Origin of the sequence: Thiobacillus sp. (assembly GCF_013693775.1) — a bacterium.
Taxonomy (GTDB): Bacteria; Pseudomonadota; Gammaproteobacteria; order Burkholderiales; family Thiobacillaceae; genus Thiobacillus.
Genome location: NZ_CP059257.1, coordinates 3,495,904 through 3,514,400 on the forward strand (window position 1 = coordinate 3,495,904; position 18,497 = coordinate 3,514,400).

An 18,497-nucleotide genomic window follows, 5' to 3' on the forward strand; every position below is an offset into this window, starting at 1 on the left:
TCAGTTCAAGCCCTTCGGCAAGGGAAACCCCACATTTTCTTCTGCGCCCTTCAGGTGCGTGACCTGTCCTGCCCCGGACCGGGTCAGAAGGGCAATGACGTCCTGCACCAGGACTTCCGGCGCCGAGGCGCCGGCCGTCACGCCGATGTGCTGTTTGCAGGCCACCCACTGCGGATCGATCTCGCTGGCGTTATCGACCATGTAGGCGGGCACCCNCAGGTTTTCTGCCACTTCCCGCAGCCGGTTGGAGTTGGAGCTGGTTGGTGACCCCACCACGATCACCACGTCGCACTGCGGCGCCAGCGCCTTGACCGCATCCTGCCGGTTCTGCGTGGCGTAGCAGATGTCATCCTTCTTCGGACCAGTGATGTGAGGGAAGCGCACGCGCAGCGCATCGACCACGCGCGCGGCATCATCAACCGACAGGGTGGTCTGAGTGACATAGGCGAGCTTGTCGGGATCGTTGACCTCCAGGGCGTCGACATCCTCCGGCGTTTCGACCAGGTACATGCCGCCGTCCGACTGCCCCAGCGTGCCCTCGACTTCGGGATGGCCCTTGTGGCCGATCATCACGATTTCGTATCCCTTGTCGCGCATCTTGCTGACTTCGACGTGGACTTTGGTGACCAGCGGGCAGGTCGCGTCGAACACGTTGAGGCCACGCGCCTCGGCTTCAGTGCGCACGGCCTGCGATACGCCATGCGCGCTGAAGATGACGGTGGCGCCGGCAGGGACTTCGGACAGCTCCTCGACGAAGATCGCGCCCTTGGCCTTGAGGTCGTTGACGACGAAGGTGTTGTGGACGACTTCGTGGCGCACATAGATCGGCGCGCCGAATTTTTCCAGCGCACGTTCGACGATGGCGATGGCGCGATCGACGCCGGCACAGAAGCCGCGTGGATTGGCGAGAAGAATGGTGGGCGTCATGGGAGGTTCCAGGGTCACAGGATGCGGACGATCTCGACTTCGAATTCGATGGACAGATCGGCGAGCGGGTGGTTGAAATCGACCTTCATCACGTCATCGCCGATTTCCAGGATGCGGCCGGCCAGCGTCTGGCCGTTGGGCATGGCGAATTCGACCAGTTGGTCGACCGCGAATTCCATGTCAGGCGGCAGATCGGTTCTAGGCATCGTCTGGATCAGTTCGGGCTGGCTGGCGCCGAACGCCTGCCAGGGGTCGAGCAGAAAGACATGACGCTCACCGGGAACGAGATCGATCAGCCATTGCTCCAGCATTGGCGCCAGTGTGCCGTCGCCAAGCGTGACGGTTTCCGCTTCGGTGTCCTCGAAGTTGGAGATGATGTCGTCGCCACCGCGCGGACGCAGCGCATAGCGGAGTTCGAGGGTGTCGCCGGCGGCAACCGTACGTGCACTCATTGTTTGCTTGCCGAGACGTGCTTACCGCGCAGGCTGTCCCAGATCAGCAGGGCGGCGCCGACGGTGATGGCGGAATCCGCGACGTTGAAAGCCGGCCAGGCGAAGCCCTTGTAATGGAAATACAGGAAATCCACCACATGGCCGAGCGCTACGCGGTCGATGACGTTGCCGAGCGCGCCGCCCAGCACCAGCGCGAGTGCGAGCCCCAGACGCGAGTCATGGGCATGGCGTTTCAGCAGGCGCACGATGACCACGGTCGCGACGATGCCCACCGTAATGAAGAACCAGCGCTGCCAGCCGCCTGCGTCAGCGAGGAAGCTGAATGCCGCGCCGGTGTTGTGCACCAGCACCAGCGAAAAGAACGGCAGCACCGGGATGGCTTCCTGATAACCGAGCACTGACGATATCCAGAACTTCGTCAGGTGGTCGAGCACGATCACTGCCAGTGCGACTCCCAGCCATTTGCGCATGGCCGGATTCAGCAGATCAAGCATGGTTACGTACCTCGCCTTTGCCGCTCAGATTGGCGACGCAACGGCCGCACAGGCCAGGGTGACCGGCGTCAGCGTCGACGTCGTCGCGGTAATGCCAGCAGCGCTCGCATTTTTNCGCCGCGCTCGGCGCGACGTCCACGCGGTCGGCCTCGGCTGCGACGACGCGCGCCTGCGAAGTGATCAGCACGAAGCGCAGGTCGTCGCCCAGGGGTGTCAGCAGGGCCTGGGTGGCGGGGCTGGCATGCAGCGTGACCTCGGCCTGCAGCGAGGAACCGATGCCGCCTGCGACGCGCACGGTTTCCAGTTCCTTCTGCGCCTCGGCACGCACGGCGCGGATGCGGTTCCAGCGATCGAGCAGATCCGCTTCATTGGTCTGGGCCGGCAGGTCGTGCCAGGTATGGAGGAAGACGGAGTTGTTCTCGCCTGCTAGCTGCGTCCATACTTCCTCGCCGGTAAACGACAGGATCGGTGCCATCCAGCGGGTCAGCGCGTGCGTCAGGTGGTACAGCGCGTTCTGTGCCGCACGACGCGCGCGGCTGTCGGCACCGCTGGTATAGAGCCGGTCCTTGAGGATGTCGAGGTAGAAGCCGCCGAGATCCTCGGAGCAGAAGCTCTGCAGTTTCTGCACGATGAAGTGGAACTCGTAGGTATCGTAGTGCGCCTGCAGTTCGTCCTGCAGCTGGCGCGTCACCGCCAGCGCGTAGCGGTCGATTTCCAGCCAGTCTTCGACCGGCAGCGCGTGCGCCCTGGGGTCGAAGTCGGACAGGTTGGCGAGCAGGAACTTCAGTGTGTTGCGGATGCGACGGTAGCCCTCCACCACGCGCTTGAGGATTTCGTCCGAGATCGTGAGCTCGCCGGAATAGTCGGTCGTCGCCACCCACAGCCGCAGGATGTCGGCGCCGTACTGGTCCATCACCTTCTGCGGCGATACCACGTTGCCCTTCGACTTGCTCATCTTGTGGCCCTTGCCGTCCACCACGAAGCCGTGGGTGAGCAGCGCGTCGTAGGGCGCGCGGCCGTCGGTGGCGCAGCCGGTGAGGAGCGACGACTGGAACCAGCCGCGGTGCTGGTCCGAGCCTTCCAGATAGAGGTCGGCCGGATGCGCGAGCTCGGGGCGGCGCTTCAGCACGCAGGCGTGGGTGACGCCGGAATCGAACCAGACGTCGAGCGTGTGACCGGTCTTGTCGTAGTGGGCGGCGTCCTCACCCAGCAGCTCGGCGGGGTCGAGTGCGAACCAGGCTTCGATGCCGACAGTTTCGACGCGCTGCGCCACGATCTCCAGCAGTTCCACGGTGCGCGGATGCAGTTCGCCGGTTTCCTTGTGGGTGAAGAAGGGCATCGGCACGCCCCAGTTGCGCTGGCGCGAGACGCACCAGTCGGGTCGGTTCCTGATCATCGCCTCCAGCCGCGCGCGGCCCCAGGCCGGGAAGAATTGGGTCGCATCGACCGCAGCCATCGCCTGCTCGCGCAGGGTTTTCCGCTCCCCGCTCTCCGCTCCCCGCTCACTGGCGTCCATGCCGATGAACCACTGGCGGGTGGCGCGGAAGATGATCGGCGTCTTGTGGCGCCAGCAGTGCGGATAGCTGTGCAGCAGCTTTTCGTGGGCCAGCAGGTTGCCGCTGGCTTCCAGCGTTTCGACGATGAGCGGGTTGGCCTGCCAGATGCTCATGCCGCCGACCAGCGGCACGCTGGCATAGAAGCGGCCGTCGTCGCCCACCGGATTGTCGACCTTGAGGCCGTAGCGGCTGCCCACCACGTAGTCGTCTAGGCCGTGGCCGGGGGCGGTGTGCACGGCGCCGGTACCGGCGTCGGCCGTGACGTGCTCGCCCACGATGACCGGTACCTGGCGTTCCTGGAACGGATGCCACAGCAGCACGCCTTCCAGCATCTGGCCGGTGGTGTGGGCGATGACCTCGGCGCCTTCCGTCAGGCCGTAGCGAGCCAGCGCCGCTTCACGCAGGCTCTCGGCGAGGATCAGCAGGCCCTTGGCCGTGCGCACCAGCGCGTACTGGAAATCGGGATGTAGCGCCACCGCCTGGTTGGCCGGCAGCGTCCACGGCGTGGTGGTCCAGATGATGATCTGGATCGGTCCGTCGATCGCCGCAATATCGAAGCGGCGCGCGAGGTCGGCGTGGTCGGCCACGGCGAAGCCGACGTCGATCGCGGGCGAGGTCTTGTCCTCGTATTCGACTTCGGCCTCGGCCAGCGCCGAGCCGCAGTCGACGCACCAGTGCACCGGCTTGGCGCCCTGATAGAGATAACCGGCCTGCTGGATCTGTCCCAGCACGCGCAACTGCTCGGCCTCGAACTGGAAATCCATCGTGCGATAAGGATTCGCCCAGTCGCCGATCACGCCGAGGCGGATGAAGTCGGCCTTCTGCCGTTCGATCTGTTCGGCGGCGTAGGCGCGGCACAGTTCGCGGAACTGTGACGGGGNGATGTCCTTGCCGTGGGTCTTCTCGACCTGCAGTTCGATCGGCAGCCCGTGGCAGTCCCAGCCTGGCACGTAAGGCGCGTCGAAGCCGGACAGCGTCTTCGCCTTGACGATGATGTCCTTGAGTATCTTGTTGACCGCGTGGCCGATGTGGATGTCGCCATTGGCGTAGGGCGGGCCGTCGTGCAGGATGAATTTCGGCCGGCCGGCCGCGGCCTGGCGGATTGCCTCGTAGCGTTTCTTTTCCTGCCAGCTCTTGACCCAGCCGGGCTCGCGCTTGGCGAGGTCGCCGCGCATCGGGAAGGGCGTGTCGGGCAGGTTGAGCGTGCTCTTGTAGTCAGGCATGACGTTGCTTCATGAATTGTTTGGCGTTGTCGACGTCGCGGCGGATTTGCGCGACGAGGCTGTCGAGGTCGGGGTATTTTGCTTCGTCGCGCAGCTTGTGGAGAAACTCCACGCGCACACGGCGAGCGTAAATGTCGGCGTTGAAATCGAACAGGTGCACTTCGAGCACGGGTACGGCGTCCGCGCCCTTGACGGTAGGGCGCTTGCCCAGGCTGGCCACGCCGGGCAGCGGGGCGCCGTTGAGGCCGCAGAGTTCGACCGCGAAGATCCCCATGAGCGGCGGCCGGTTGTGCTTGAGCTGGATGTTTGCGGTGGGAAAGCCAATGTCGCGCCCGAGCTTGTCGCCGTGCACCACGCGTCCGGAGATGCTGTAGGGCCGGCCGAGCAGGCGTGCGGCATGATCGAGTTCGCCGGCGGCCAGCGCACTGCGCACCGCCGTGGACGAGGCGCGTTCCCCGCCACTTCGACCGTGGGCAGGAATTCGGCGTCGAAACCGAGCGACTGGCCCGCGGATTGAAGCAAGGCAAAATCCCCGCGCGTTTGGCGCCATAGCGGAAATCGTCGCCGACCAGCACGTATTGCGCCTGCAGCGTCCGCCCCAGCACCCGTTCGATGAAGGCGTCGGCCGTCAGGGCCGAGAAGGCGCGGTCGAACCGGAATACGTGCAGCCGGTCGATGCCCAGCCGTTGCAGGTGCTCGGCCTTCTCGCGCAGGCTGGACAGGCGTGCAGGGGCCTGGTCGGGCGCAAAAATTCGCGCGGATGCGGCTCGAAGCTCAGTACGCAGGTCGGCAGGCCGCGCGTCCGCGCCACGTCCTGTAGACGGGCAAGCATGGCCTGGTGCCCGAGGTGCAGGCCGTCGAAGTTGCCGATGGTGACCGCGTGGGACGTGCCGAGTGGACGAAAACCGTGGGTGATGCGCATTGCGGGCGGGACGCCGAAAGGACTTATTCTAGCCGATTCAGGCCTTTGCAGGCCGCTGGCGGCCAGGAAGCGCTGTTATTCCGCGGCGCGCCGGACGAACTGCCGCGGACGGAAGCCCATCAGCCCGAGCGCCGCAAAATACAGCGCGATGCCGCCGCCTACCAGCAGCGCCAGTCGTGCCAGTCGTTCGTAGGAGCGGGCGGTCAGCCACCATTGCGTCTCGCCCATGGCGAAGTAGAGCAGGGCGGCCATCAGCGACACCGCCAGCAGCACGCGCAGGAAGTAGGCGGTCCAGCCCGGTTGCGGCTGATAGATATGCTGCTTTTTCAGCAGGTGCAGCAGCATGCCGGCATTGAGGCAGGCCGCCAGGCCGATCGACAGCGCCAGCCCGGCGTGGCCCAGCGGCCCGATGAAAGCGAGGTTCATCAACTGGGTGGCGATGAGCGTCGTGATGGCAACCTTGACCGGCGTGCGGATGTTCTGCCGCGCGTAAAAGCCGGGCGCCAGCACCTTGACCAGAATCAGCCCGACCAGGCCGAGGCTGTAGGCCACCAGTGCCTGCTGGGTCATGGCGACGTCGTGTGCGTCGAACGCGCCGTAGCGAAACAGCGTGGTGATGAGCGGCACCGCCAGCACCGCCAGCGCGGCCGCGGAGGGCAGCGCGAGCAGCAGGGTGAGCCGCAGGCCCCAGTCGAGCAGCCTGGAATATTCGGCCGGCGAATCGTCGGCGTAGTGCTTGGCCAGGCTGGGCAGCAGGATGGTGCCCAGCGCGACCCNCAGCATGCCGGTGGGGAACTCCATCAGGCGGTCGGCGTAATACAGCCAGGACACGCTGCCGGTGGCGAGGAACGACGCAAAAATGGTGTTGATCAGGAGGCTGATCTGCGCCACCGATACGCCCAGCGTGGCGGGCGCCATCAGCTGCAGGATGCGGTGCACGCCGGGGTCGTTGATGTGCCGCGTGGGGCGCGGCAGCATGCCGATTCTCATCATGTGCGGCAGCATCCATGCAAGCTGCAGCACGCCGCCCAGCGCCACCCNCCAGCCCAGTGCCAGCACCGGCGGGTCGAAATAGGGCGCCAGCCACAGCGCTGCGCCGATCATGGCCACGTTCAGGAGGACCGGTGCGAACGCCGGTACAGAAAACTTGCTGTAGGTGTTGAGCACGCCAGCCGCCAGCGCTACCAGCGAAATGAACACGATGTAGGGGAAAGTGATGCGCAGCAGCGTGACGGTGAGGGCGAATTTTTCCGGGTCGGCACGAAATCCCGGCGCGCTGACATAAGCCACCCACGGTGCGCCCACAATACCCAGCAGGGCGACTATGACCAGTGTCAGCGTCAACGCAGTGCCGACCTGATTGACCAGCGTATGCGTCGCGTCATGGCCCTTGCGGGCCTTGTATTCGGCGAGGATGGGGACGAAGGCCTGCGAGAATGCGCCTTCGGCAAACAGCCGCCGCAGCAGGTTGGGGATCTTGAAGGCGACGAAGAAGGCGTCTGTCAGCATCCCGGCGCCGAATACGCGGGCGATGATGGTGTCGCGCACGAATCCCAGAATGCGCGAGAGCAGGGTCATGCTGCTGACCGCAGCGAGGGCTTTGAGTAGGTTCATGGATGGACCGGGTTTTGCGCGCATTGTGCGGGTCGCGTGGCTGCGCCGCAACTCCGCGTGCCGCGGGCTTGATTTTGTGGCGTTGTCCCGTACAATCGCGGGCTTTGGTGAATCAGCCCCATGCCGAATGGGGTGCCTACTAGATTAATTGCCCTGCGCAAGGCGCGGGGTTCACAGGAGCAGAAATATATGGCGAACTCCGCCCAGGCGCGCAAGCGCGCACGTCAAGCCAGCGCCCAGCGCGACAGCAACATGAGCCAGCGTTCCGAGCTCCGCACCGCGATCAAGAAGGTGCGCAAAGCCATCGAAGCGGGCGACAAGGCCGCCGCGCAGCAGGTGTTCCAGGCTTCCATGAGCGTGATCGACAGCATCGCCGACAAGCAAATCGTCCACAAGAACAAGGCTGCGCGCCACAAGAGCCGCCTTTCGCTGGCGGTCAAGAGCATGGCCTGAGCGGCGGACGCTCCCCGGTATAAAACCCGCACCACACCATGAAAACGCCGCATACAGCGGCGTTTTCATTTCCGGTCCGGCATCGATCAGTCGCCATTCTCGGTGAGCAGTTCGTTGCTCTCGGCAAAGGTCTGTAAAAACCGGTAGGCGTTGGGATCGGCCGTCTTGAGCTTTTTATCCACGACGACGCAGCGGATGCCGTCCAGTGTGGTCGGCTGTACATAGGGCGAATAGTTGGTGCGGTTGTTGGGATCGATGACAGCGAAGGCGCCTGCCAGACGATCGGCCCAGTCGCTTGGGCGAAACCGCGAACCCTTGCTGGTGAGGCCGCGAATGATGAAGGGGGCGTTGGCGGTGGCGTCATCCATGGGGTGGGTGGGCGATGGAAGGAATTGCCGGATTTTAGCATGCAGGGAAAGGCGCGCTGGGGCGGCTTCGCTTGCGCGTTTGCGGCATTTTGAAGATACTGGCGCTGGTTTACCTGACAAAAATTGTCAACAATTCATCAGGAGGAGAAAATCATGAAAAATCCGCTCGATTCGCTGTGGGGAACGGTCATCGCCGGTTTTGTGCTGACCGCCGTGCTGTATGTCTTTGCCAGAAATTTTCTGGGCTAAAGGGAGACTGGACAATGGAGAATATCAATATCGCAGCAGTCCTGGCCCGCTGGATCCATTTCATGGCAGGCGTCATGTGGATCGGCTTGCTGTATTACTTCAATTTCGTTCAGGTGGCCGCGCTGAAAAATGCCGCTGCAGATGGCACGGCGGGCGGTATCACCAAACATGTCGCGCCGCGCGCCCTGCTGTTCTTCCGCTGGGCGGCGGTCGTGACCTGGCTCGCCGGCGCGGCCCTGCTGGGCCCGCTGTTCGTCGATGCCTTCCTGCTGCGTAACGGCATGGGCGGGATCGGGATTGGCGCATGGCTGGGCACCATCATGCTGTTCAATGTCTGGGTGCTGATCTGGCCGAACCAGAAAAAGATACTGGGCATGGTCACGGCATCCGACGGCGAGAAGAACAAGGCGCGCCGGGTGGCCTTCCTGGCATCCCGCACCAATACCATGTTGTCGATTCCGATGCTGTTCTTCATGGCGGGTGGGTGGTCTCATCGGGCGCTTTTCGGCCTATAATCAAGGCGCTGCATGACAAGCACGGCGGCTTTTGCCGCCGTTTTCTATTTCGCTGTTTCATTCTAAGTAGCGCAGCTATTTCAGGACAGCCTGGTTGAGGACTGCCATGACGACACATTTGATGAATACCTATAACCGCCAGCCCGTTGCCTTCGTGCGCGGGGAGGGCGCCTATCTGTGGGACGAGTCCGGCAAGCGTTATCTCGATGCGGTCGCGGGCGTGGCGGTGAACGGACTTGGACATGCCCATCCCAGGCTGGTCAAGGCGATCAGCGAGCAGGCCGCGACGCTGATCCATTCGTCCAACCTGTATCGCGTGCTGCGGCAGGAGGAACTGGCCGACAAACTGTGCGGACTGGCCGGCATGGACAAGGCCTTCTTCTGCAATTCGGGGTGCGAGGCCAACGAGGCGGCGATCAAGCTGGCGCGCCTGTATGGCCACAACAAGGGCATCGAGGTGCCGACCATCATCGTGATGGAAAAGGCCTTCCATGGCCGCACCATGGCGACGCTGACCGCCACTGGCAGCCGCAAGATCCAGGCGGGTTTCGAACCNCTCCTGTCCGGCTTCGCGCGGGTGCCGTTCAACGATCTGGAAGCCATCCGCCATGTCGCCGAGCACAACAAGAGCGTGGTCGCGGTGCTGATCGAAGTGGTGCAAGGCGAAGGCGGCATCAACGTGCTGCCGTCGGAATACCTCGCCGAGTTGCGACAGATATGCGATGCCCATGGCTGGCTGCTGATGCTGGACGAGGTCCAGACCGGCATCGGTCGCACGGGCACCTGGTTCGGCTTCCAGCATAGCGGTGTTTTGCCGGATGTAATGGCGCTGGCCAAAGGCCTGGGCTCTGGCGTGCCGATCGGCGCCTGTCTGGCACGCGGCGCGGCGGCCGAAGTGTTCACGCCCGGCAGCCACGGCTCCACNTTTGGCGGCAACCCACTGGCTTGCGCTGCGGCATTGGCAACGCTTCAGGCCATTGAAGAAGAGAAGCTGCTCGACAACGTGCGCGTGCGCGAAGCCATCCGAAGTGGCCTGCGCGCAGCACTCGTCGGCGTGCACGGCGTGGTCGACATCCGCGGCGAGGGCATGATGATCGGTATCGAACTGGATCGCCCCTGTGGCGAACTGGTGGCGGTGGCGCGCGATGCCGGCGTGCTGATCAACGTCACGTCCGATACGGTCATTCGTCTGGTACCGCCGTTGATTTACGGCGAAGCCGAGGTCGATGCGCTGGTCACGGCGGTTTCAGGCATCGTGAAAAACTACCTGCAGCAGGCAGCGTGATGCTGAAACATTTCCTGCAATTCAAGGATCTGTCGCGTGACGAACTGAACTACCTGTTCGAACGCGCGCGGCTGATCAAGTCGCGTTTCAAGCGCTATCAGCCGTATCACCCGCTGGTTGACCGTACGCTGGCGATGATCTTCGAGAAAAGCTCGACGCGCACCCGGCTGTCGTTCGAGGCCGGCATGCACCAGCTCGGCGGCTCGGCGATCTACCTCAACACGCGCGACACCCAGCTGGGGCGTGGCGAGCCGGTGGAGGACGCGGGCGAGGTCATCTCGCGCATGGTCGACATCGTGATGATCCGCACCTTCGAGCAGGAGATCATCGAGCGCTTTGCCTCGCACTCGCGTGTGCCGGTGATCAACGGGCTGACCAACGAATATCACCCCTGCCAGATCCTGGCCGATATCTTCACCTTCATCGAGCATCGCGGCTCGATCCAGGGCAAGACGGTGGCGTGGGTCGGCGACTCCAATAACATGTGCAACACCTGGCTGCAGGCCGCCGAAGTGCTTGATTTCAACGTGCACGTGTCGACGCCACCGGGCTATGAGGTCGAGCCCGAACGCGCCAATCTGTACGGAACCGATAATTACGAAAGCTTCGCCGACCCGATGGACGCCTGCCGCGGCGCCGATCTGGTGACCACCGACGTGTGGACCAGCATGGGCTGGGAGGCGGAGAACGACGAGCGTCTGAAGGCTTTCGCCGACTGGCAGGTGGATACCGAGATGATGGCAGTGGCGAAATCCGATGCCGTGTTCATGCACTGCCTGCCCGCGCACCGTGGCGAGGAAGTCACCGCCGAGGTGATCGACGGCCCGCAGTCGGTGGTGTGGGACGAAGCCGAGAACCGCCTGCATGTGCAAAAGGCGCTGATGGAATATCTACTGTTAGGAAAAATCGAATCATGAACATCGCCTACTTCAGGGACATGGACTCGCTCTATGTCGAAATCAGTCCCGAAAATCCCGCGCAGGCGTGGGAGGCACACGAGGGCATCGTGCTCAACCTGTCGGAAGACGGCCGCGTGGTCGGCATCGAGATCGAGAAGGCCAGCCTCGCCACCAATCTCGACATCCTGAAGATCGGCGGCTTTCCCGGTCAGGTCGAGATCATCGACAAGAACACATCCGGTTCCANNCCCACTGAATACACACACCATGAACGACATCAAGAAAGTTGTACTGGCCTATTCCGGCGGCCTCGACACCTCGGTCATCCTGAAATGGCTGCAGGACACCTATAAATGCGAGGTGGTCACCTTCACGGCCGACCTGGGACAGGGCGAAGAACTCGAACCGGCACGTGCGAAGGCGCTGCAATTCGGCATCAAGCCCGAGCAGATCTACATCGACGACCTGCGCGAGGAGTTCGTACGAGACTTCGTGTTTCCCATGTTCCGTGCGAACACCGTGTACGAAGGCGAATACCTGCTCGGTACGTCGATCGCCCGTCCGTTGATCGCCAAACGCCTGATCGAGATCGTCAACGCGACCGGTGCCGACGCCATCTGTCACGGCGCCACCGGCAAGGGCAACGACCAGGTGCGCTTCGAGCTCGGCGCCTACGCGCTGAAGCCCGACGTCAAGGTGATCGCGCCGTGGCGCGAGTGGGACCTGCTCTCGCGCGAGAAGCTGCTCGCCTATGCCGAGAGCCACGGCATTCCCATCGACATGAAGCACCGCCAGGGTGGGTCGCCGTATTCGATGGACGCCAACCTGCTGCACATCAGCTACGAAGGCCGCCATCTCGAGGACCCGAACGCCGAGGCCGAAGAAGATATGTGGCGCTGGACCGTGTCGCCGGAGAAGGCGCCCGATCAGGCCGAGTACCTCGAACTGACCTACGCCAGCGGTGACGTCGTCGCGATCAACGGTCAGGCCATGAAGGCGCACGAAGTGCTCGCCAAGCTCAATGAGCTCGGCGGCAAGCACGGCATCGGCCGCCTCGATCTGGTCGAGAACCGCTACGTCGGCATGAAGTCGCGCGGCTGCTACGAAACNCCCGGCGGCACCATCCTGCTGAAGGGGCATCGCGCAATCGAATCGATCACGCTCGACCGCGAAGTCGCGCACCTGAAGGATGATTTGATGCCGCGCTATGCCAGCCTGATCTACAACGGCTACTGGTGGGCGCCCGAGCGCGTGGCCCTGCAAACGCTGATCGACCACACGCAGCAGCATGCCAACGGCACGGTGCGGCTCAAGCTCTACAAGGGCAATGTCATTGTCGTCGGTCGCGATTCGAAGACGGATTCGCTGTTCGATTCGACCATCGCCACGTTCGAGGACGACGCCGGCGCCTACGACCAGAAGGATGCAGGCGGCTTCATCAAGCTCAACGCGCTGCGCATGCGCATCGCAGCCAAACTCGACGCACGGAGAAAATAAGCATGTCCCAGTTCGACAATGTCGCCGTCACCAAGCAGGCCAACGTCTATTTCGACGGCAAGTGCGTGTCGCACACGGTCCAGTTCGCCGACGGCACCAAGAAATCGGTCGGCGTGATCCTCCCGTCCACGCTCACCTTCAACACCGGCGCGCCTGAAATCATGGAGACCGTGGCGGGCAGTTGTCGCTACAAGCTCCAGGGTGGCGACTGGAAAAGCTGCCATGCGGGCGAATCGTTCAACGTGCCCGGCAATTCCAGTTTCGACATCGAGGTGTCCAGCGAGCCTTACCACTACGTCTGCCACTTCGGCTGAACTGAATCATGACTACCGTCACTGTCGTCCGGAAAGGCGGCCGCATCGCGATTGCGGCAGACACGTTGACGAAATGGGGCGGTGGCAAGGAATCCGCCGCCTATGTGGCGAACCACGAGAAGATCATTCGCGTCGGCAACAGCCTCGTGGCGATTACCGGATCGGCAACCTTCAAGCTGATCCTGGCGGATTATTTTTCCGGACTGGACACGCCGCCGTCGCTGGATTCAGTGGCAGACATCTTCAGCGTATGGAACGCCCTGCATGGCGTGCTCAAGGAGCACTACTATCTGCAGACCGGCGAGGATAAGGAAGAGGACCTGGAGTCCAGCCGCATGGACGTGCTGATCGCTAATCCGAAGGGGATCTTCGGCGTGGCAGCGCATCGCACGGTGCAGGAATTCTCGAAATTCTATGCTTACGGCAGCGGTAGCCCGTATGCCCTGGGCGCGATGTACGCGGCCTACCGCGCACCTTCGCTCGATGCCGAGGCGGTGGCGCGGCTGGGCGTGATGGCGGCGGCTGAATTCCACGACGAGTCGGGTTTGCCGGTGCAGTCGTTTGTGATGGACGTTGAGGAGTAAACATGCCGAGTTTTGACATCGTGTCCGAAGTCGACAAGCAGGAAGTGCGCAACGCGGTCGACCAGGTCAACAAGGAAGTGTCCACCCGTTTCGATTTCAAGGGCTCCGATGCCCGTGTCGAGCAGGCCGACTACGTGCTGACGGTCTATGCCGACACCGAATTCCAGCTCGACCAGGTGCAGGACATTCTGTCGCAGAAGCTCGCCAAGCGCAGCGTCGACGTGAAATGCCTGGACATCGGCAGCGTCGAGAAGGTCTCGGGCAACAAGGTCAAGCGCAGCGTGACCGTGAAAACCGGCGTCGAGACCGAACTGGCGAAGAAGATCGTCAAATGCATCAAGGACAGCAAGCTGAAGGTGCAGGCCAGTATTCAGGGCGACACCGTGCGCGTGTCGGGTGCCAAGCGTGACGTGCTGCAGGAGACCATCGCGCTGGTGCGGAAGAGCATCACCGACTTTCCGCTGCAGTATCAGAATTTCCGCGATTGACCATTCAGTCACGAATTTCGAAACTGAGCACCAGGAGACGAATATGGCCAAGGTTTTGGTTCCGCTGGCGGACGGCTGCGAAGAGCTCGAGGCTGTCACCATCATCGATCTGTTGCGCCGTGCCGGCATCGAAGTGGTGAGCGCCGGACTCAATCCTGGCGTCGTCAAAGCTAGCCGCGGCGTGCAGCTGGTGCCGGATCTGACGCTGGATAGCGCCCTGCAGGACGAGTACGACATGGTGGTGCTGCCGGGTGGCATGCCCGGTGCGGCCCACCTGAAATCGGACCCGCGTATTCTCCGGTTGCTGAAGGACATGGCGGCAGCGGGGAAATACACCGCCGCCATTTGTGCTGCGCCGATGGTGCTCGCCGAAGCGGGCGTGCTTGAGGGCAGGCAGGCCACCAGCTACCCCGGCTTTCTTGATGCCTTGCCCGGCGTGACCGTCAGCGCGGCGGCCGTGGTGCAGGATGGCAAAGTGCTGACCTCGCGCGGACCCGGCACGGCGATGGATTTCGCGCTGGCGCTGATCGAGACGCTAGCGGGGGCCGACAAACGCCAGCAAGTCGAGGCTGCTCTGGTCAGGCCATAGCCGGCCATGCGCCGTCGTTGCTATTATTGAGAAACCTATACCAAATACCCTCTCGAACCGGAGACCGCCATGCAGATTCGCGAAATTCTCACCCTCAAAAGTGACACCATCTACAGCATTGCACCCACAGACTCAGTCGCAAGCGCCGTCGACAAGCTGGTGAGCCTGGGGGTCGGTTCGCTGGTCGTGCTCAAGAATGACGAGATGGTGGGGCTCCTGACCGAACGCGATGTGGTGCAGGGGATGGTCAAGCAGGGCTGCAATCTCAAGGACGCGGAGGTCAGCACCATCATGGTGACCGAACCGGTGGTGGCCAACGCCGAGGACTCGGTCGACTATGCGCGCGATGTGATGACCAAGTCGCATATCGGACACCTGCCGATTCTCGACGGCAACAAACTGCTCGGCATCATTTCCTTTCACGACGTGGCGCGTGCCTGCCTCAAGGAAGCCAATTTCGAAAACAGCCTGTTGAAGCGCTACATCAAGCACTGGCCGGAGTAAGCGTCCCATCCCCAGGCTGGTTAGCGGATCGACTCGATGTCGATCGTCTTTTCCATGACCTTGGGCACGATCAGCGCATAGCCTTGCTGCTGCCAGTGTGCCAGCTCGGTGATGGCATTGGGCACGACTTCGATGAAGTCCTGGAAGTCCTCCACCTTGTAGCCGAAGTCCGCGGCCGCCTGTCCGCACACCTTGAACTTCACACCGAGTCCGGCGTAGTAGCGCATGCGATCGACCGCATCCTGGTACGTCGCCTCGTTCCTTTTCGCCACCGTCACGATTTCGTTGCCGTGGATCACGACGACGAGGCTCAGGTCTTCGGGCGAATAGTTGTAAGGCGCTTCCAGCAAGGGGTTCATCAGCGAGCGCACCCAGTAGAGCGCACTGCCGATTTTCTGCGGGTGATCCAGATAGAACTCGAACACGACCTTGGCCGGCGCATAGGGCGTAGCCACCCACGTCCCCGCAGCGTGCGCCGACGTGCACAGGCCGAGAAATAGGCCTGCCAACGCAATCAGAAGCGATTTCATGGTCGCGCTCCTTGCAGGGGAGGAGCTTGCTTTATAGGCGCTGAGCGGCGTTTTGCTGCAGGCGCCGCAGCGTCTGGAACAGCTTGAGCCGCGCCGGATCGATTTCGCCAGCCGCCGCCGCTTCCAGGAGGCGGCAACCCGGTTCGGACTCGTGCCTGCAGTCGCGGAACCGGCATAGCCCCAGAAATGGACGGAATTCGACGAAGGCGTGTGCCAGGGCATTGGCGTCCAGATGCTGCAGGGCAAACTCCTGCAGACCGGGCGAATCGATCACGGTCGAATCGGCGTTCAGACGGTGCAGACGGGTATGGGTGGTCGTGTGGCGTCCACTGTCGAGCGCTTCGGAATACTCGGCGGTGACCGCTTCGGCAGCGGGAAAGAGCGCATTGATCAGGGTCGATTTGCCCATGCCTGACTGGCCGATCAGCAGAGTGGTATGGCCCTGCAAGGCCGGCCGTAATGGTGCGATATCGGCCAGCGCCGATAACGTGACGAGCGGGTAGCCGATGCGGGTGAGCAGCGTCAGGCGTTCGCGTGCGGCCGGTGTTTCCGGCAGGTCTGCCTTGTTGAGAATCAACAGGCTGGCGATGCCCTGGTCTTCTGCGGCCAGGATGCAGCGCTGCATCAGTTCCATCGAAAAGCTCGGGCGCGCTGCAACCACCACGGCCAGCTGCGTGACGTTGGCGGCGATGGCCTTGGATTTGAAGGCATCGGAGCGATACAGCAGGCTGGCACGCGGATGCACCGCCTCGATCACGCCTGCATCGCCATCGCGCCGGACATCGACGCGGTCGCCGCAGACCACGCGCAGGTGGCGGCCTTTGACCTGGCAGGGCAGGTCGCCGTCGGTGGTTGCGACGATGAAGCGACGACTGAATGCGGCAGTGACCTGGCCGGTCAGAATGTTCAGAATGGGCAGATTCCGTTGCTGGCTGCCCTGACCTGACCGGACAGGCCGATCAGCATGGCATGGGCGCCGATGATTTTCATCCGGCTCATGATTGCGTCGATTCCCCGTTGGACAAGCTGAAAGGCTAAACGGATGACAGCGCGCACATCTTGATGCTCACAACTCCAGCAGGCTATCGACCTTGGCCGCGCAGATGAAATCATTCTCGGAAAGACCGCCGATGGCGTGGGTCCAGAATTCGACCTTGACGGTGTTGTAGCCGACGAGCAGGTAGGGATGGTGATCTTCGCGGTGCGACACCCACATCACGGCATTGGTGAACGCCTGGGCATGATAGTGATTCTTGAACGTGTACTCCTTGGCGATCTTGATGCCGTCGCGCTGCCAGCCGGCGAGGCCCTTCAACAATGGCGCAATCTGCGCATCGGTCAGCGGCGCGACCCCGCCTTCGCAGGGCGCACACTTTTTGCGGACAAGTTCTTCGACAATGGTGGTCATGATGGGCATCCTTACTTGAATTTGTAATATTGCTGATTGAGATAGGCACCGACGTGTGCCTCGTCCTCCGGGAACCAGCCGGCGCCGGTGTTGGCATTGCAACCGGAAATGCGGGCGGCGAGTTGCTGCGGTGTTTTGACCTTGCGGTCGGCGCGCGTGTAGATCTTGCTGCCGTCGCCGCCGTACATGCTGACATGGCAGCTGGTGCACGCCTTGTCGTGCAGGGCCTTGCCGATCTTGGGATCGCCCTTGGCAAAAGGCGCGGCGTGGGCGCCGCCGGCCAGCAGGGCGCCACAGATGAGTGCGGTCACGGTTTTCATGAAAATCTCCTCTTGCTTGTCCGATCATTATCGTCACTGGCCTGCAATTGCGCCAGCACCGAATGCATCGTGTGCGAAAATGGCAGCCTGTTTTCCGAAGGAACGTTGATATGGCCCTGAACCCTACGCATCTGCTCTGGCTCGACATGGAAATGACCGGCTTGTCGCCCGATACCGATCGCATCATCGAACTCGCCATCGTTGTGACCGATGCCGATCTCAATACCGTGGCCGAGGGCCCGGTGCTGGTTGTACATCAACCTGACGAGGTGATGGATGCCATGGACAGCTGGAACAAGGGCACGCATGGAAAATCGGGGCTGATCGACCGCGTCAAGGCCTCGCAACTGAACGAAGCCGAAGTCGAGGCGCAGATGCTGGAATTCGTGAAGCAGCACGTGCCTGCCCGAACCTCACCGATGTGCGGCAACTCGATCTGCCAGGACCGCCGCTTCATGGCACGCTACATGCCGCAGCTGGAAGCGTTCTTCCACTATCGCAACCTGGATGTCAGCACGTTGAAGGAACTGGCCAAGCGCTGGCGGCCAGGGCTGTCCGAAGCGTTCAAGAAATCCAACAAGCACGAAGCACTGGCCGACATCTATGAATCCATCGACGAGATGAAGTACTACCGCGAGCACTTCATCCGCGCGGAATAAAAAAGCGGCCGGCCGGCCGCTGCAGGAGGAGACAACCGTGAATCTCGCGGAATTATTCTCGAAATCGGCTGGCATCCTGGAGGGACCGCCGTAACCGGCGGTTCCGGGGAAGGATCAGGGCTTGATGTAGACGTAACCTTCCTTGGCCTGCAAACGGGCAAGCTCAGCCACACCGGACGGTACCACCTTGGCTTCCATGATGACCGCGTCAGGGCCCAGTTTGCGGGCATGGAGGGTGTTGTTACAGACGCGGAAATCAACCCCGCGATTCTTCAGCGCGGCGACCTGGGATTCATAAGCGCCCTTGTCATCCTTGGCGTCGTTGAGCAGGAAATCGATCCCTTTGCCGTGAGCCACCACGACGATCTTGTCGGTCGGACTGGCGTTGAGTTCGTTGTTGATATTGTTCATGGCGGCACGGGCGACGGAAGCATCGTTGATGTGGTAGACGACTTTTGCCTCGTCGGTAGCCGCGGCTGGCGCCGCTGCCTCGGCAGGCGGTGCGGCGTGGGCGATGGGCATGGTCGCCAGCAACAGGGCGGCAAGCAGCGGGGTGAGAGTGGGTCATTAGAGGTCTCCTGATTTGATATGAATAAACCGGCTTTATCGGGCAAGCCTGTTGGTAGGACGGACCTACTGGAACGCTT

24 protein-coding genes and 1 pseudogene are annotated in these 18,497 nt (G+C 62.5%); 13 read left to right on the forward strand and 12 right to left on the reverse strand.

Annotated features, from left to right (window positions below):
* The 6 genes and pseudogenes from ispH to murJ form a co-directional block, all read right to left on the reverse strand.
* The gene (ispH, locus tag HZY77_RS17340) at positions 1-927 is read right to left on the reverse strand and encodes a 4-hydroxy-3-methylbut-2-enyl diphosphate reductase (RefSeq protein WP_296817519.1); all 927 of its coding nucleotides are present in this window, start codon (positions 925-927) and stop codon (positions 1-3) included.
* Positions 928-941: 14 nt separating this feature from the next.
* Positions 942-1,379 carry an FKBP-type peptidyl-prolyl cis-trans isomerase gene (locus HZY77_RS17345; protein WP_296817521.1) on the reverse strand — a complete coding sequence of 146 codons (438 nt, stop codon included), beginning with the start codon at positions 1,377-1,379 and terminating at the stop codon, positions 942-944.
* Positions 1,376-1,849 carry a signal peptidase II gene (gene lspA / locus HZY77_RS17350; protein ID WP_296820951.1) on the reverse strand — a complete coding sequence of 158 codons (474 nt, stop codon included), beginning with the start codon at positions 1,847-1,849 and terminating at the stop codon, positions 1,376-1,378. Before lspA ends, HZY77_RS17345 begins: the two co-directional genes overlap by 4 nt.
* Before the next feature lie 16 nt (positions 1,850-1,865).
* The gene (gene ileS, locus HZY77_RS17355) at positions 1,866-4,652 is read right to left on the reverse strand and encodes an isoleucine--tRNA ligase (RefSeq protein WP_296817523.1); all 2,787 of its coding nucleotides are present in this window, start codon (positions 4,650-4,652) and stop codon (positions 1,866-1,868) included.
* Positions 4,645-5,574, reverse strand: a pseudogene (locus HZY77_RS17360) (bifunctional riboflavin kinase/FAD synthetase). The gene ileS and the pseudogene HZY77_RS17360 overlap by 8 nt, the downstream one beginning before the upstream one ends.
* A 75-nt stretch (positions 5,575-5,649) precedes the next feature.
* Positions 5,650-7,188, reverse strand: coding sequence for a murein biosynthesis integral membrane protein MurJ (gene murJ, locus HZY77_RS17365; protein WP_296817525.1), 1,539 nt, complete (start codon positions 7,186-7,188; stop codon positions 5,650-5,652).
* A gap of 189 nt (positions 7,189-7,377) precedes the next feature.
* Between murJ and rpsT the strand changes: the two genes are divergently transcribed.
* Positions 7,378-7,641 carry a 30S ribosomal protein S20 gene (rpsT, locus tag HZY77_RS17370; protein WP_296656521.1) on the forward strand — a complete coding sequence of 88 codons (264 nt, stop codon included), beginning with the start codon at positions 7,378-7,380 and terminating at the stop codon, positions 7,639-7,641.
* Positions 7,642-7,727: 86 nt separating this feature from the next.
* On the opposite strand, the gene HZY77_RS17375 is transcribed toward rpsT, so the two are convergent.
* Positions 7,728-8,009 carry a DUF3579 domain-containing protein gene (locus HZY77_RS17375; protein ID WP_296656523.1) on the reverse strand — a complete coding sequence of 94 codons (282 nt, stop codon included), beginning with the start codon at positions 8,007-8,009 and terminating at the stop codon, positions 7,728-7,730.
* Between the two features lie 263 nt (positions 8,010-8,272).
* Between HZY77_RS17375 and HZY77_RS17380 the strand changes: the two genes are divergently transcribed.
* The 10 genes from HZY77_RS17380 (at position 8,273) to HZY77_RS17425 (ending at position 14,933) form a co-directional block, all read left to right on the forward strand.
* Positions 8,273-8,773, forward strand: a complete 501-nt coding sequence (locus tag HZY77_RS17380; protein WP_296635468.1) for a urate hydroxylase PuuD — start codon at positions 8,273-8,275, stop codon at positions 8,771-8,773.
* 106 nt (positions 8,774-8,879) lie between these two features.
* Positions 8,880-10,058 carry an acetylornithine transaminase gene (locus HZY77_RS17385; protein WP_296817527.1) on the forward strand — a complete coding sequence of 393 codons (1,179 nt, stop codon included), beginning with the start codon at positions 8,880-8,882 and terminating at the stop codon, positions 10,056-10,058.
* Positions 10,058-10,975: an ornithine carbamoyltransferase gene (argF, locus tag HZY77_RS17390; RefSeq protein ID WP_296817529.1), complete on the forward strand. Its 918-nt coding sequence runs from the start codon at positions 10,058-10,060 to the stop codon at positions 10,973-10,975. Before HZY77_RS17385 ends, argF begins: the two co-directional genes overlap by 1 nt.
* Complete coding sequence (locus HZY77_RS17395; RefSeq protein ID WP_296817531.1) at positions 10,972-11,310, forward strand: DUF2283 domain-containing protein; 339 nt, start codon at positions 10,972-10,974, stop codon at positions 11,308-11,310. The genes argF and HZY77_RS17395 overlap by 4 nt, the downstream gene beginning before the upstream one ends.
* Positions 11,225-12,454, forward strand: a complete 1,230-nt coding sequence (locus tag HZY77_RS17400; protein ID WP_296817533.1) for an argininosuccinate synthase — start codon at positions 11,225-11,227, stop codon at positions 12,452-12,454. Before HZY77_RS17395 ends, HZY77_RS17400 begins: the two co-directional genes overlap by 86 nt.
* 2 nt (positions 12,455-12,456) lie before the next feature.
* A complete protein-coding gene (locus HZY77_RS17405) occupies positions 12,457-12,768 on the forward strand; it encodes a pyrimidine/purine nucleoside phosphorylase (RefSeq protein ID WP_296817535.1) in 312 nt (103 codons plus the stop codon).
* 8 nt (positions 12,769-12,776) lie between these two features.
* Positions 12,777-13,352 (forward strand): hypothetical protein, encoded by a 576-nt coding sequence (locus HZY77_RS17410; RefSeq protein WP_296817537.1) that lies wholly within the window; start codon positions 12,777-12,779, stop codon positions 13,350-13,352.
* Positions 13,353-13,354: 2 nt separating this feature from the next.
* Positions 13,355-13,840: a YajQ family cyclic di-GMP-binding protein gene (locus HZY77_RS17415; protein WP_296817539.1), complete on the forward strand. Its 486-nt coding sequence runs from the start codon at positions 13,355-13,357 to the stop codon at positions 13,838-13,840.
* A 43-nt stretch (positions 13,841-13,883) separates the two neighbouring features.
* The gene (locus tag HZY77_RS17420; protein WP_296656534.1) at positions 13,884-14,429 is read left to right on the forward strand and encodes a DJ-1 family glyoxalase III; all 546 of its coding nucleotides are present in this window, start codon (positions 13,884-13,886) and stop codon (positions 14,427-14,429) included.
* Positions 14,430-14,498: 69 nt separating this feature from the next.
* Entirely contained in the window at positions 14,499-14,933 is a 435-nt protein-coding gene (locus HZY77_RS17425; RefSeq protein ID WP_296656535.1) for a CBS domain-containing protein, read from the forward strand.
* A 20-nt stretch (positions 14,934-14,953) separates the two neighbouring features.
* Here the strand turns inward: HZY77_RS17425 and HZY77_RS17430 are convergent, their stop codons facing one another.
* Together HZY77_RS17430 and rsgA are read right to left on the reverse strand one after the other, a co-directional pair.
* Positions 14,954-15,463: a DsrE family protein gene (locus HZY77_RS17430; protein WP_296817541.1), complete on the reverse strand. Its 510-nt coding sequence runs from the start codon at positions 15,461-15,463 to the stop codon at positions 14,954-14,956.
* 31 nt (positions 15,464-15,494) lie between these two features.
* Complete coding sequence (gene rsgA / locus HZY77_RS17435; RefSeq protein WP_296817543.1) at positions 15,495-16,220, reverse strand: ribosome small subunit-dependent GTPase A; 726 nt, start codon at positions 16,218-16,220, stop codon at positions 15,495-15,497.
* On the opposite strand from rsgA, the gene HZY77_RS17440 reads away from it, so the two are divergent.
* Positions 16,203-16,409: a hypothetical protein gene (locus HZY77_RS17440; protein WP_296817545.1), complete on the forward strand. Its 207-nt coding sequence runs from the start codon at positions 16,203-16,205 to the stop codon at positions 16,407-16,409. The genes rsgA and HZY77_RS17440 overlap by 18 nt on opposite strands.
* Before the next feature lie 120 nt (positions 16,410-16,529).
* Here the strand turns inward: HZY77_RS17440 and HZY77_RS17445 are convergent, their stop codons facing one another.
* Positions 16,530-16,871: a 4a-hydroxytetrahydrobiopterin dehydratase gene (locus HZY77_RS17445; RefSeq protein ID WP_296770521.1), complete on the reverse strand. Its 342-nt coding sequence runs from the start codon at positions 16,869-16,871 to the stop codon at positions 16,530-16,532.
* 11 nt (positions 16,872-16,882) lie between these two features.
* Positions 16,883-17,191, reverse strand: coding sequence for a cytochrome c (locus HZY77_RS17450; protein WP_296817547.1), 309 nt, complete (start codon positions 17,189-17,191; stop codon positions 16,883-16,885).
* A gap of 110 nt (positions 17,192-17,301) precedes the next feature.
* On the opposite strand from HZY77_RS17450, the gene orn reads away from it, so the two are divergent.
* Positions 17,302-17,850, forward strand: a complete 549-nt coding sequence (orn, locus tag HZY77_RS17455) for an oligoribonuclease (RefSeq protein ID WP_296770516.1) — start codon at positions 17,302-17,304, stop codon at positions 17,848-17,850.
* 114 nt (positions 17,851-17,964) lie between these two features.
* Here orn and HZY77_RS17460 read toward each other — a convergent pair whose 3' ends face one another.
* Positions 17,965-18,372, reverse strand: coding sequence for a DsrE family protein (locus HZY77_RS17460; RefSeq protein ID WP_296817550.1), 408 nt, complete (start codon positions 18,370-18,372; stop codon positions 17,965-17,967).
* Positions 18,373-18,497: the final 125 nt, after the last annotated feature.

Coding starts and splice junctions, on each gene's coding strand:
- HZY77_RS17425 (WP_296656535.1), top strand. CDS start 14,499: ATGCAGATTCGCGAAATTCTCACCCTCAAAAGTGACACCATCTACAGC.
- lspA (WP_296820951.1), bottom strand. CDS start 1,849: ATGCGCAAATGGCTGGGAGTCGCACTGGCAGTGATCGTGCTCGACCAC.
- argF (WP_296817529.1), top strand. CDS start 10,058: ATGCTGAAACATTTCCTGCAATTCAAGGATCTGTCGCGTGACGAACTG.
- HZY77_RS17440 (WP_296817545.1), top strand. CDS start 16,203: ATGCACCGCCTCGATCACGCCTGCATCGCCATCGCGCCGGACATCGAC.
- orn (WP_296770516.1), top strand. CDS start 17,302: ATGGCCCTGAACCCTACGCATCTGCTCTGGCTCGACATGGAAATGACC.
- HZY77_RS17445 (WP_296770521.1), bottom strand. CDS start 16,871: ATGACCACCATTGTCGAAGAACTTGTCCGCAAAAAGTGTGCGCCCTGC.
- HZY77_RS17375 (WP_296656523.1), bottom strand. CDS start 8,009: ATGGATGACGCCACCGCCAACGCCCCCTTCATCATTCGCGGCCTCACC.
- rpsT (WP_296656521.1), top strand. CDS start 7,378: ATGGCGAACTCCGCCCAGGCGCGCAAGCGCGCACGTCAAGCCAGCGCC.
- HZY77_RS17345 (WP_296817521.1), bottom strand. CDS start 1,379: ATGAGTGCACGTACGGTTGCCGCCGGCGACACCCTCGAACTCCGCTAT.
- HZY77_RS17410 (WP_296817537.1), top strand. CDS start 12,777: ATGACTACCGTCACTGTCGTCCGGAAAGGCGGCCGCATCGCGATTGCG.
- HZY77_RS17380 (WP_296635468.1), top strand. CDS start 8,273: ATGGAGAATATCAATATCGCAGCAGTCCTGGCCCGCTGGATCCATTTC.
- HZY77_RS17415 (WP_296817539.1), top strand. CDS start 13,355: ATGCCGAGTTTTGACATCGTGTCCGAAGTCGACAAGCAGGAAGTGCGC.
- HZY77_RS17460 (WP_296817550.1), bottom strand. CDS start 18,372: ATGCCCATCGCCCACGCCGCACCGCCTGCCGAGGCAGCGGCGCCAGCC.
- HZY77_RS17405 (WP_296817535.1), top strand. CDS start 12,457: ATGTCCCAGTTCGACAATGTCGCCGTCACCAAGCAGGCCAACGTCTAT.
- HZY77_RS17420 (WP_296656534.1), top strand. CDS start 13,884: ATGGCCAAGGTTTTGGTTCCGCTGGCGGACGGCTGCGAAGAGCTCGAG.
- HZY77_RS17430 (WP_296817541.1), bottom strand. CDS start 15,463: ATGAAATCGCTTCTGATTGCGTTGGCAGGCCTATTTCTCGGCCTGTGC.
- HZY77_RS17450 (WP_296817547.1), bottom strand. CDS start 17,191: ATGAAAACCGTGACCGCACTCATCTGTGGCGCCCTGCTGGCCGGCGGC.